This is a genomic window from Bradyrhizobium sp. (assembly GCF_049691595.1).
Taxonomy (GTDB): Bacteria; Pseudomonadota; Alphaproteobacteria; order Rhizobiales; family Xanthobacteraceae; genus Bradyrhizobium.
In genome coordinates, this window is sequence record NZ_JBAVNZ010000585.1 from 1 (window position 1) to 12,061 (window position 12,061).

General features: G+C 64.8%; 11 protein-coding genes. 7 read left to right on the forward strand and 4 right to left on the reverse strand.

What is annotated here, in order from left to right; translation table 11 throughout:
• The 5 genes from WCE35_RS23540 to WCE35_RS23560 form a co-directional block, all read left to right on the forward strand.
• Nucleotides 1-1,506 (forward strand): methylmalonyl-CoA mutase family protein (locus tag WCE35_RS23540; RefSeq protein WP_424595709.1); only part of this gene is annotated, 1,506 nt, incomplete at its 5' end.
• Nucleotides 1,507-1,538: 32 nt separating this feature from the next.
• Nucleotides 1,539-1,910, forward strand: a complete 372-nt coding sequence (locus WCE35_RS23545) for a DUF86 domain-containing protein (RefSeq protein ID WP_424595710.1) — start codon at nt 1,539-1,541, stop codon at nt 1,908-1,910.
• Nucleotides 1,911-2,012: 102 nt separating this feature from the next.
• Nucleotides 2,013-3,005, forward strand: a complete 993-nt coding sequence (meaB, locus tag WCE35_RS23550; RefSeq protein WP_424595711.1) for a methylmalonyl Co-A mutase-associated GTPase MeaB — start codon at nt 2,013-2,015, stop codon at nt 3,003-3,005.
• Nucleotides 3,002-3,709: a pyroglutamyl-peptidase I gene (locus WCE35_RS23555; RefSeq protein WP_424595712.1), complete on the forward strand. Its 708-nt coding sequence runs from the start codon at nt 3,002-3,004 to the stop codon at nt 3,707-3,709. Before meaB ends, WCE35_RS23555 begins: the two co-directional genes overlap by 4 nt.
• 217 nt (nt 3,710-3,926) lie before the next feature.
• Complete coding sequence (locus WCE35_RS23560) at nt 3,927-5,297, forward strand: TIGR03808 family TAT-translocated repetitive protein (protein ID WP_424595719.1); 1,371 nt, start codon at nt 3,927-3,929, stop codon at nt 5,295-5,297.
• Nucleotides 5,298-5,421: 124 nt separating this feature from the next.
• On the opposite strand, the gene WCE35_RS23565 is transcribed toward WCE35_RS23560, so the two are convergent.
• The 4 genes from WCE35_RS23565 to WCE35_RS23580 all read right to left on the reverse strand — a co-directional run bounded on the left by WCE35_RS23565 (nt 5,422) and on the right by WCE35_RS23580 (nt 9,397).
• Nucleotides 5,422-6,096, reverse strand: a complete 675-nt coding sequence (locus WCE35_RS23565) for a TIGR03809 family protein (protein WP_424595713.1) — start codon at nt 6,094-6,096, stop codon at nt 5,422-5,424.
• A gap of 274 nt (nt 6,097-6,370) precedes the next feature.
• The gene (locus tag WCE35_RS23570; RefSeq protein ID WP_424595714.1) at nt 6,371-8,092 is read right to left on the reverse strand and encodes a S8 family serine peptidase; all 1,722 of its coding nucleotides are present in this window, start codon (nt 8,090-8,092) and stop codon (nt 6,371-6,373) included.
• Nucleotides 8,093-8,126: 34 nt separating this feature from the next.
• Nucleotides 8,127-8,831 (reverse strand): hypothetical protein, encoded by a 705-nt coding sequence (locus WCE35_RS23575; protein ID WP_424595715.1) that lies wholly within the window; start codon nt 8,829-8,831, stop codon nt 8,127-8,129.
• Nucleotides 8,828-9,397: a sigma-70 family RNA polymerase sigma factor gene (locus tag WCE35_RS23580; RefSeq protein WP_424595716.1), complete on the reverse strand. Its 570-nt coding sequence runs from the start codon at nt 9,395-9,397 to the stop codon at nt 8,828-8,830. The genes WCE35_RS23575 and WCE35_RS23580 overlap by 4 nt, the downstream gene beginning before the upstream one ends.
• A gap of 425 nt (nt 9,398-9,822) precedes the next feature.
• Between WCE35_RS23580 and WCE35_RS23585 the strand changes: the two genes are divergently transcribed.
• Nucleotides 9,823-10,971 (forward strand): GGDEF domain-containing protein, encoded by a 1,149-nt coding sequence (locus tag WCE35_RS23585; protein ID WP_424595717.1) that lies wholly within the window; start codon nt 9,823-9,825, stop codon nt 10,969-10,971.
• 73 nt (nt 10,972-11,044) lie between these two features.
• On the forward strand, nt 11,045-12,061 hold a 1,017-nt coding region (locus WCE35_RS23590), incomplete at its 3' end, for a DUF2336 domain-containing protein (RefSeq protein WP_424595718.1).

The window sequence follows — 12,061 nt, forward strand, 5'->3', positions numbered from 1 at the left end:
TCGCAGAAGATGCCGAAGTACAATTCGATCTCGATTTCCGGCTATCACATGCAGGAGGCCGGCGCGACGCAGGACCTCGAACTCGCCTATACGCTCGCCGACGGCGTCGAATATCTCCGCGCCGGCCTCGCCGCGGGCCTCGATGTCGACCGCTTCGCGCCGCGGCTGTCGTTCTTCTGGGCTGTTGGCATGAACTTTTTCATGGAAGTGGCCAAGATGCGGGCGGCGCGGCTCTTGTGGGCGAAGCTTCTGAAGCCGTTCAACCCGAAGGACCCGCGCTCGCTCTCGCTGCGCACGCATTGCCAGACCTCGGGCTGGTCGCTGACCGCGCAGGATGTCTTCAACAACGTGATGCGCACCACCATCGAGGCGATGGCGGCAACCCAAGGCCACACCCAGTCGCTGCACACCAATGCCCTCGACGAGGCGCTGGCATTGCCGACCGACTTCTCGGCCCGGATCGCGCGCAACACGCAACTGTTCCTGCAGCAGGAGAGCGGCACTACCCGCATCATCGATCCCTGGGGTGGCTCCTGTTATGTCGAGCGGCTGACCCGCGATCTCGCGGCAAAAGCCTGGGGCCACATCAGGGAAGTCGAGGCGCTCGGCGGCATGGCCAAGGCGATCGAAGCCGGCGTGCCCAAACTGCGGATCGAAGAGGCCTCCGCCAGGACCCAGGCGCGGATCGACGCCGGCCGGCAGGCGGTGATCGGCGTCAACAAATACAAGCCGGTCGACGAGGCGCCGATCGAGGTGCTGAAGGTGGAAAATTCCACCGTGCGGCGCTTGCAGATCGACAAGCTGGCGCGGCTGAGGAATGAGCGCAGCCAGAAAGACGTCGATGACGCGCTGGCGGCGCTGACCCGTTCGGCCGGCGAAGGCAACGGCAATCTTCTGGCGCTGGCGATCGACGCCGCCCGCGCCAAGGCCACCGTCGGCGAGATTTCCGACGCCATGGAAAAAGTGTTCGGGCGGCATCGCGCCGAAATCAAATCCATCACCGGCGTCTACAAGCGGGAGGCATCCGGCATGTCCAACCGGGTCGAAAAGGTGCAGGCGCTGATCGATGCGTTCGAGGACGCCGAGGGCCGCCGCCCGCGCATCCTGGTCGCCAAGATCGGCCAGGACGGCCACGACCGCGGCCAGAAGGTGATCGCCTCCGCCTTTGCCGATGTCGGCTTCGACGTCGATATCGGGCCGCTGTTTGCCACCGCCGAGGAAGCGGCGCGGCAGGCGGTCGAGAACGACGTCCACATCCTCGGCGTCTCCTCGCTGGCGGCGGCGCATCTGACCGCGGTGCCGGAACTGAAGGCCGCGCTGAAGAAGCAGGGCCGCGAGGACATCATGATCATCATCGGCGGCGTGGTGCCGCCGCAGGATTACGACGCGCTCTACAAGGCGGGCGCCGAGGCGATCTTCCCGCCGGGCACCGTGATTGCCGACGCCGCCGAGGAGCTGATCCACAAGCTCAATGCGCGGCTCGGCCATAGCGAGGCAGCGGAGTAGCTGACCGAGCTAATTAAATTGGGGTGACCACGATGAGCGGCTGGCTAATGACGGAATCAGATGCCGTTCCATTCACAGCCGATCGCTTCGCTCATATCTTGTCGGCGATTGACGCCGTTCAAGAGGAACTGCATGAAATTTCGCAGGATGCGCTCGCTAATGATCGGATGCGACGGCTGGCTTTGGAGCGGCTGCTCGAGATTATCAGCATCGCGTCGGGCCACATTCCTGCGAACCTCAAAGCCGTCGAGAATGGCGTCGATTGGCAAGTCATTGCCGACATTGGTGATCGCCTTGAAAATGCACGCGATCGTATTGAAACCAACCTTCTTTGGACGATATCGCAAGACAAGCTCATGCCGCTCAAAGTATGCGCAGAACGGCACCTTCGGGAACCCGGCTGAGTAATCGTCATCCTGGATGACGCCTGTGTGTATCGCGTCCCCCCAAATCATCGACCACGCGCCCCCCTCGCCTGCCGCGCCCTGCCGTTGTAAACCGAGGGCATGCCCCTGCCAAATAACGCCTCTATCGACATCGACCTACTGACAAAAGACCTCCGCTCGGGCCACCGCGCGGCGCTGGCGCGCGCGATCACATTGATCGAAAGCCGGCGCGCCGATCATCAGGCGGCGGCGCGGGAGATGGTGCAGGCGCTGCTGCCGGACACCGGCAAGGCCGTGCGGGTCGGCATCACCGGCGCGCCCGGGGTCGGCAAGTCCACCACCATCGACGCGCTCGGCATGTTCCTGATCGCGCGCGGCCACAGGGTCGCCGTGCTCGCGGTGGACCCGTCCTCGTCGCGGACCGGCGGCTCGATCCTCGGCGACAAGACCCGGATGGCGCGGCTCTCCGCCTCCGACCATGCCTATATCCGCCCCTCGCCGGCCGCCGGCACGCTGGGCGGCGTCGCCGCCAAAACCCGCGAGGCGATGCTGCTCTGCGAGGCGGCAGGCTTCGACGTGGTGCTGGTGGAGACCGTCGGCATCGGGCAATCGGAGACCGCGGTCTGCGACATGACGGATTTTTTCCTGGCGCTGATGCTGCCGGGCGCCGGCGACGAGCTGCAGGGCATCAAGAAGGGCCTGGTCGAACTCGCCGACATGATCGCGATCAACAAAGCCGACGGCGACAACATCAAGCGCGCCAATCTGGCGGCGGCCGAATATCGCGGCGCGCTGCATATCCTGAGCCCCCGCTCGAAACACTGGCACCCGCCGGTGGAAACCTATTCGGCGCTGACCGGCGCCGGCATCGAAAAACTGTGGCAGAAAATCCTGGATCATCGCACCGCGATGAATGCGTCGGGAGAATTCGCCGCGCGGCGGCGCGAGCAGCAGGTCAAGTGGATGTGGTCGATGCTGGAGCAGCGGATGATGGCGCGGCTGCGCGCCGACCCGGCGATCCGTGCCAGGGTGAAGAAGATCGAGGCCGAGGTCGCCGATGGCCGCATCACGCCCGCGCTTGCCGCCGAACAGATCGCGGAGATGCTGCGATGACCGAAAAACTCCGAATCCTCATCACCGGCTTTGGCCCGTTTCCTGGCGCGCCCTTCAATCCGACCGGGCCGCTGGTGGCGCGGTTGTCGCGGCTGCGGCGCCCGGCTTTCGATGAGGTCGAACGCATCGGCCATATTTTCCACGTCAGCTACGCGACCGTCGACCGCGAATTGCCAGAGCTGCTGGCCAGACACCGGCCGCGGGCGTTGCTGATGTTCGGCCTTGCGGACCGCACCGCGCACGTTCGGGTCGAAACCCGCGCCCGCAACGCGGTGACCACGTTATGGCCGGACGCCGATCGCACGCGGTCGCGCAAGGGATCGATTGCCGATGGCGCCGACGCCAGGATGTTCGGCCCTCATGCTTTCAAACTGCTCCGTGCCGCCACCGGCACCGGAATCGATGCGCGAATCTCGCGCGATGCCGGCAGCTATCTCTGCAATTATTTGAGCTGGCGCGCGATCGAGGCGGTTGGCAACGACGATGACCTGCGCCTTGCCTCGTTCGTGCATGTGCCGTTGCTCGCGCGCGACGGCAGCTCCCGGCGCAAGGGTTTTTCACGCATCACGCTGGAAGAACTGGTCGATGCCGGTGAAGCGATGCTGCTGGAGATGGCGAAGCTGACACGAGGGGCAATGCGGATTGCTGCACATTCTGAAGGGCGTTCCCCGGATGCTGCGCAGCGCGAAGCGGTGCGCTGCTGATCCGGGGTCAAGCAGGTCCCGGCTCTGCGGTGCATCGTGAAGAACGCTGCACCGCGTCCGGGACACGATCTCCGTGATTCCAACTCCAGATACTCGGCCGACATTAACCCTACCTCGACAATTGCCGGCTTTCGCGCTCACCTTCACCATGCATCGCCGCTTTTCGCGCTATCTGTTGCGCGCGAATGCGAAATGCGCGCTTCGCGAAGGTCATTCCATGGACGTGAACCGCCGTCATCTGATCGGAGCATCCGCCGCCGGCGCGGCGGGCGCGCTCGCGATGGTGCAGAACAGCGCACACGCGGCGCCGCTCACCTCCGCGCTCGGCCGCGACGTCACGCACTATGGCGTCCGCCCCGGCAGTCCGGACGATCAGACCAAAAACCTGCAGCGGGCCATCGACGACGCCGCGCGCGCGCAGGTGCCGCTGGCGCTGCCATCAGGCATCTATCGCACCGGCATGCTGCGCCTGCACAGCGGCGCACAGCTCGTCGGCGTGCGCGGCGCGACCAAACTTTTCTTCAATGGCGGCGCCTCGATGCTGCAGGGCGAAGGCACCGACAACCTCGGCCTGTCCGGCATCACGCTCGATGGCGGCAGCATTCCGCTGCCGACCCGGCGCGGCCTCGTGCATTGCATCGGCGGGCGGAACATCCGCATCGCCGATTGCGAGATCGTCGGCAGCGGCGGCAACGGCGTCTGGCTCGAGCAGGTCTCCGGTGACATCAGCGGCAACATCTTCACCAATATCGCGACATCGGCGCTGGTGTCGTTCGATGCGCATGGCCTGATCGTTTCGCGCAACACCATTGCCGGGACCGACGACAACGGCATCGAGATCCTGCGCACCGCGACAGGCGATGACGGCACGCTGGTCGCGGACAACCGCATCGAGGATATCAAGGCCGGCCCCGGCGGCTCCGGGCAGCATGGCAACGCCATCAACGCCTTCCGCGCCGGCAATGTGATCGTGCGCGGCAACCGGATCCGCAACTGCGATTATTCGGCGGTGCGCGGCAATTCGGCGTCCGGCATCCAGATTACGGGCAACAGCGTCAGCAATGTCCGCGAGGTCGCGCTCTATTCGGAATTCGCGTTCGAAGGCGCCGTGATCGCCAACAACACCGTCGATGGCGCGGCCGTCGGCGTCTCCGTCTGCAATTTCAACGAGGGCGGCCGCATCGCGGTGGTCCAGGGCAATATCATCCGCAACCTCGTTCCGAAGCGGCCGATCGGCACCGCGCCCGACGACGACGCCGGCATCGGAATCTATGTCGAGGCCGACGCCTCCGTTACCGGCAATGTCATCGAGAACGCGCCGGCTTTCGGCATCGTCGCCGGTTGGGGCAAATATCTGCGCGACATCGCCATCACGGGCAATGTGATCCGCGACGCCTTTATCGGCGTCGGCGTGTCGGTGGTGCCGGGCGCCGGCGCAGCACTGGTCGACAGCAACATGATTTCGGGAACGCCGCGCGGCGCCGTGGTCGGGCTCGACCACGCACGCGCGATCACCACCGACCTCACCGCCGAAGGCGCCCAGCGCTACGCGCAGGTGGTGATCGGAACGAACGCGGTGCGCAGATAGAGCCTTTATGTCGCCTCCCGCGGGGGGCCCGTAACCACCGTCCCGGCTGCGGCGGAAGCTAACTACCCCATCGTCCTGTTGATAGGCCGCGGCGTATCGGTCCCGGCGTTCGCCGCGACGACGATCACAGCACGTTTCGCAGCAGCGGATAGCGTCGCTGCATCACGTCGAGGTCGAGCGTGAGCGCCGCGGCGGGCTGTGCGACCGGAACGGCAGGCAAGTCCGGTGCGGCGGGCATTTCGTCCGCGGCAACCTTTGCGGCTCCGGCGTCGCCGGCAACGACATGCAGCCCTGGTTTGGCCGGCGGCTGCGATTGAAGCCGCGACGCCCGGTCCTGCAAATAGTCGGCGCGCGGCAGCGTCGGCCGGGCGCGGCCAAGCCAGGAGAAATCGACGGCGGAATTATCCAGCGACGCCTCGCGCGTCTGCAGATCGCGCCATATCTCGACCGTGGCTTTGGCTTCCCGGATGTTCTCGAGAATTGCCCGTTCGCCGTGATAGCGACGCCAGCGCCCGGTCTCGAACAGTTCCGTGAGATATTCCAGCCGCCGCTCCGCGAGAGCACACCAGCGCGCGACGAGGTCGCGGCCCCGCGCCACATCCGTTCGATCTGTCATAAAATTGCCCGTAAGAAGAAAACGGACGCAGACGCAACCGAACCGAATCAATTGGACGTGACAGTTATATTCTGTGGAAAACTTGCCTGTTGTCCAGCAGGCGCCCATGGCCAATAGCTCCCCGCAAGGGAAGGTCGCATCGATGCTGTTCTCCCTGTCCATGATCAAGCCGCGGACCGCCATGGCCCCGACGCGCGGTCGCCCGATCGCCTTTTGAAGCAGGACAGAAAATGTGAGATCGAAATGAAGACCCGTCCGGGGGGACGACCGGACGGGTCAAGCCATATGGGCGCTTGGGGTGGATGGGCGCTCGCGCCGAATACAGCCGATGGGGAGGGATTGCCCGCTCCCACGAAAATTAGTCGCAGCAGGCTCGCGGCACGTTCAAGACATCAGGCGATTTTTTAACTTTCTGCCGGGCGGCCGCGGCGCCGATCGGGGTCTCCGGCGCCGAAAATCACTGCACGGCGGGACGATTGGCGCCGATTGCGACCGATTTGTCCGATGCCACTGCCGGCGCTGGCTCGATCGGGGCCCTGCTCACGGAAGCGTTATTGCGATCCGGCGTCGGTTCTGCCGGCGGAGCATTTTTGGCGGCGGCAACCGGCACCGCCGGCGCGGCGATAGCGGCGGTCACCGCTGCGAAAGCATCGGCCTCGCCGGCGCCGAACAAATCGTCGCGGCCGGGGGCGCCGAGGTCGCGGGCGGTATTCGTCAGAATCGCGCGCGTCTCGTTCGGCTTCAACGCCGGATTGCGCTCCAGCATCAGCGCCGCGATGCCGCTGACATAAGCGGCGGAAAACGACGTACCTGATGTCATCTGGTATTTGCCGTCCGGCGCCGGCAGGAAAATATCGGCGCCGGGAGCCGCGAGCGCGACATGACTGCCGCGGTTCGAGGCCGCGAACAATTTGTCCTGCGGGTCGGTGCCGCTCACCGCGATCACGTTGGGATTGGCGGCCGGATAAAGCGGCGGCGATTTCGCCCCGGCATTGCCGGCGGCGGCCACCAGCAGGATGCCCCTGGCCGCGGTCGCGGCAATACCACGCTCGATCAGGGGATCCTTCGGGCCGGCGAAACTCATATTGACGATCTGCGCACCATGCAGCGCTGCGTAGTCGAGGCTCCGGAGGATCACATAGCTGGTGCTTTCCGCGCCGCCTGCCGCCGCGCCGAATGCGCGGATCGCCAAAATTCTCGCCTCCGGCGCGCTTCCCATCAGTTTCGCATGCGCGGCGATCGCGCCGGCGATGCCGGTGCCGTGAGTGTGTGGACCTTGCATGCTGCCGAGCGCATCGAAGGTGTCGGCGATCGAATTCGCCAGTTCCGGATGTCTGGCGTCGATTCCCGAATCGATCACGGCGATGGTGACGTTCATGCCGCGGGCAAGCGTATGCGCCTGCGGCAATCGGAGCTGCGCCAGCGCGTATTGCGCGGGATCGCCCTCGGTCGATACGATCTTCTGATCCTGCAGCAGATAACGGAAATTGGGTTGCACCGAACGGACGCTGCCGTCGGCCGCCAGTTCGCGGCGCACCACCTCCGCCGGGCGGCGATCGGTGATGCGGAACAGGCCGATGGTGGCGCCAAGAAGCGCAAAACTCTGCGATCCGACTCGCCTCAGGCCATGACGTCGTGCCAGCGCATCGGCCTGCGCGTCGGTCAACGCGCCGTCGATTTCCGCGACCAGTTCATTGGCAACGGCGCGCAGATTGATCGCGTTCTGCGGCGCATTGCCGCGCGGGCCGCTGTTCCTGCTTTTTTTGGCCGAAGAACCGTTGCCGCCGCCATCGGTCGCGGCCACCGGACGATCGAAGCATTCGCCATCGCTGCCGCGATAGGCGTAGTCGCAGGCCGGATAGAGGTTATGCGGATAGCGCGCATAGGAAAGCCCCGACAGCAGGCCCGTCCGCATCGCCGAGCCCGTCGCGCCAGCCCGCAGTGAAGGCGTTCGTGCGATGGTATTGACCGGCACGCTGGACCGGCCCGCGATGTTCGGATCGATCCGCGGCGCGACCGTGGAATTGATCGTCGGCACCCGTGAATTGATATTGATGCCCGGCGAACGCATGATGTTCTGCGCGTGAACCGGTGAAGGCGCAAGACAGGCGAAAGGCAATGCCGCAGCGGTCAACGTCACCACCGTCTTCATCCGCCAGTTCAGGAGATCGCGGGTCATGCAACCTCAGCTTGGCGCAGCACGCCGCGCGCCGTCACGGCGTCTCCACCGCGAGACTGACGATCTTTTCCCTCTGCAGCCTGCCGATCAGCGCGGCGAGGTCGTTCTTGCCCATCGCGCTGTTGCCGAACTGCACCCGGAACAGGCCGCCCCTGGCGCCTTCGACGATCGAGGCCTGATAATTGTCGAGCAGCGCCGTGATGTCGGCGATGCGCGCCTCCGGCGTGAACCGGACCAAAAGGCGCGGTGGCGCGGCGCCCAGATCGCGGGTGAGTGCCGGCGACGGCTCTCTCGTGCTCAACGACGCGGTCTGGAACGAAGCCGTCTGGTTCTTCATCAGCACCGCGCCGATCACGCCGGCCTGCAACAACAGCGCAACCGCGCCGAGGCTCGCCGACCAGGCCAGCGTGCGCGGCGACAATTTTCCGAAAAACTCCGATATCCGCACCGAGATGTTGGACGACGCCGACGGCTTGCGCACGGGCTCGGCATCGATCGCGGCAAACAGTTTCTGCATGGCGCGCACGGATGGCGCACCCAGGCTCTCGTTGAGGCGGATGGTCTCGGCGTATTCTTCGCGGATCACGGCATATTGCCTCGACAATTCGCTATCGCGCACGAGCGCCTCGTCGAGGCGGCGTGCGTCGCGCGGGTTCAGCGTGCCGGCCGCATGCCATGGCAGCAGCATCTCGATTTCGCCGGGCTCTCGATCCGGCATTTTCTTGCTTGTTGCCATCACGGCCAGCCTCGCTCTATGCCGGCTGCCTTGAGCAGTCCGGCCAATTTCTTGCGCGCATAAAACAGGCGCGTCTTCACGGTGTTCTGCGGAATACTGACGATTTCAGCCACCTCTTCCACGGACTTCTCGTGGTAGTAGACGAGATCGACGATCTCCCGATGTTGCGGCGAAAGCGACGTCAGGCACTTGCGCAGCGCTTGGCTGGTATCCTTCTTCTGCACCACCAATTCCGGATCGTCGGAGGTGTCCTCGATCGCGTTCGCGGCCTCTTCGTCCAGTCCGACGTCCTTCCGGCGCCGTAGCGCGGAAAGGGCCTTGAACCGCGTAATCGCCAGCAGCCAGGTTGAAACGGCGGATCGGCCTTCGAACTTGCCAGCCTGACGCCACACATCGAGGAAAACCTCGCTGATGAGATCCTCCGCAACCTGTTCGTCCCGCACGAGCCGCAGCCCGAAACGAAACACCCTGACATGGTGCCTTCCATACAGCACTTGCATGGCGAGCCGGTCGCCTTGAGCGATCCGGGCGATCAGAACCTCGTCGGAAGTCGCCTGTGCCGCGCTCAATGGCCGTCTCGAAAGGTTTGTCGGACGCAGGCCGCGACTGGTTCGACGCGGAAGGCACGATTCTTCACAGTACAGCAATGACCTGGCCGCATGTGTGACTTCCGCCACAGAAGGTTCGGGAGCCTTCCTGCAGGCGAGAACGCGCGAAGCCGAGGTATTGGTATCATGATACGGAGATGCTTTCCCTGGAAATCGCGCCGACCGGCGCGACCTTACCAAGGCTTGGCCCGCAAGGCAGCAGCCGCTTGCGGCGAGCCGGCGCAAAGCCGCCTTCAAGCTATCCTGCCCACGGTCGCGATGGGGCGGATTTCCGTTGCAATACGAGGATTATTGCGGGTTTTAACGGACCAGAATCGGTCCCAAAAGATACCAAACCTAAAGGCTTTGCCACTTAGATTTTCGACCAGTTTCACACTGGCGAGACCATGGGCAGCGCTGCGTCCTCATTCCTGATTCCGACCGCGGCCGAGCTGGAAGGCCCGGATTCCCGGCCGACGGCGGAGATGCTGGCGCGCCGCGCCGGGCAGCGCCGCCGGATTCAGGGAATGATCGCCGTCAGCCTTGTCGTCGATGCCGCGATCCTGCTGCTCTATGCCCGTGCCGGCACGATACCGGTGCTGATCGGCCCGGCCTATGCCGCCTGCGGCCTGACCTTCATCGCTTTCTGCATCATGCTTTCGGAGTTCGGGTTCAACGAGCGCTTCAGCGATCATTACCTGGTCGTGGAGCAGTCGATCGCCGGCATGATGATCGTGCTCGCCTTCGCCTTTGTCGCGCCGGAAGTCGGCGTGATGTTCCTGTGTACCCTTTTCGTCCTGTTCAGCCTCAGCTCGCTGCGTGCGACGCCGCGGCAGACGATGCTGATCTGGACCGCGGCGGCGCTTGGTCTGGCAGCGCTGTTCCTCTTGACCGACAAACCGATTTCGATGCCGCACGGCACCTACCTCGAACGCTTCACCACGATGCTGGCGTTCACCCTGACCATCGGGCGCTGCATGTTCGTCGGAATCTTTTCCAACTCGATGAAGCAATCGCTCTACCGGAGCGGATTGAAGCTGAAGGAAGCCTACAAGCGTATCGAGGAGCTTGCCGAGCTCGATGAATTGACGGGCTCGTTCAATCGCCGCTGCATCATGCGCATGCTGGACGAGGAGATCGCGCGCGCCCGCCGCGGCGGAGCGCCCTGTTCGATCGCGCTGATCGACCTGGACTGGTTCAAGCGCATCAACGACGCCTACGGTCATCCCACCGGGGATGAGGTGCTGAGAACCTTCGCCATCACCCTGTTCGCGAATATCCGCCGCATCGACCGGTTCGGCCGCTATGGCGGCGAGGAATTCCTGCTGGTGCTGCCCGACTTGTCCGACGACGGCGCGGTACGGGCTCTCGACCGGCTGCGCGCGATTGTCGCCGATCTCGACTGGAGCGCGTTCTCGCCGGGCATGAAGGTGACGATTTCCGCCGGCGTGGCGACGCTGAAACCCAATGAGAGCCCGGATACGTTGCTCGCGCGCGCCGACCACGCGCTTTACGCCGCCAAGGCAGGGGGGCGCAATCGTGTCTCCCGCGCCTGACCGACCCATTTCCGCTTCCGGGGCCGGAGAAGCCGGCACCGGTCGGTACCCTTGGACGCTCCAGGATAGAGTCATGAGTTCGATGCCCGCGATCGCCCCCGAAAATCTGCTCGACGAACTGCAGGCCACACTGGCGCACGGAACCGTCGCGCGCCGGGTCGAGACCCTGCGCCGGGTGACCGACCTGTTCGTCAACGGCGCCGTGGATTATTCGGACCAGCAGATCGGGCTGTTCGATGACGTGTTCCAGTGCCTGATGCATCACATCGAAACCTCGGCCAAGGCGCTGCTTTCCAATCGTCTCGCCCCGATCGACACCGCGCCGCCGCAGACGATCCGGGCGCTGGCATTCGATGACATGATCGAGGTCGCCGGCCCCGTGCTGTCGCAATCGGCGCGGCTCGACGACGAAGCCTTGATCGAGAATGCGCGGAGCAAGAGCCAGGCGCATCTGATGGCGATTTCACGGCGGAAAGTGCTGAGTGGTGCCGTAACCGACGTGCTGGTGCAGCGCGGCAACGACGAGGTGGTTCAGAGCACGGTCAACAATCCCGGCGCGGAGTTCACCGAGCGCGGCTTTACCCGCCTTATGAATCGAGCCGAGGGAGACGACAATCTCGCAACCTGCCTCGGCCTGCATCCGACCATTCCGCGGCATCTTTATCTGAAACTGCTGGCAAAGGCCTCCGATACGGTACGGCAGCGGCTCGAAGCCGCCAATCCCGAGCGGGCCAGGGAAGTGCCGACCGCGGTTCGCGAGGCGACGCGGCGCGCGCGCTCCGCGCCCTCGGCGGTCACCCGCGACGCCGCGATCACCCATGCGCTGGTCAAGTCACTGCACGAGGACGGCCGGCTCGACGAACGCCAGGTGGCTTCGTTCGCGGAGGCCGGCAAGTTCGACGAAACCAATGCTGCGATCGCGGCCATGGCCAATGTCACCGTCGCGATCGCCGAGAACATGATGATCGAAACCCGCGCGGAAGGCGTCATGATCCTGGCCAAGGTCGCGGGGCTGACGTGGTCGACCGTGCGGTCGATCATCCATATGCGCGACGAGTTGTCGGGCGGCGAGCCGACCGACCTGCAGGCC

What these genes read in the sequence shown, in the direction of transcription:
- WCE35_RS23565 (WP_424595713.1), bottom strand. Translation starts at nt 6,096, where the DNA reads ATGGCGGTCCGCGGCTTGATCATGGACAGGGAGAACAGCATCGATGCG.
- meaB (WP_424595711.1), top strand. Translation starts at nt 2,013, where the DNA reads ATGCCCCTGCCAAATAACGCCTCTATCGACATCGACCTACTGACAAAA.
- WCE35_RS23560 (WP_424595719.1), top strand. Translation starts at nt 3,927, where the DNA reads ATGGACGTGAACCGCCGTCATCTGATCGGAGCATCCGCCGCCGGCGCG.
- WCE35_RS23555 (WP_424595712.1), top strand. Translation starts at nt 3,002, where the DNA reads ATGACCGAAAAACTCCGAATCCTCATCACCGGCTTTGGCCCGTTTCCT.
- WCE35_RS23585 (WP_424595717.1), top strand. Translation starts at nt 9,823, where the DNA reads ATGGGCAGCGCTGCGTCCTCATTCCTGATTCCGACCGCGGCCGAGCTG.
- WCE35_RS23570 (WP_424595714.1), bottom strand. Translation starts at nt 8,092, where the DNA reads ATGACCCGCGATCTCCTGAACTGGCGGATGAAGACGGTGGTGACGTTG.
- WCE35_RS23545 (WP_424595710.1), top strand. Translation starts at nt 1,539, where the DNA reads ATGAGCGGCTGGCTAATGACGGAATCAGATGCCGTTCCATTCACAGCC.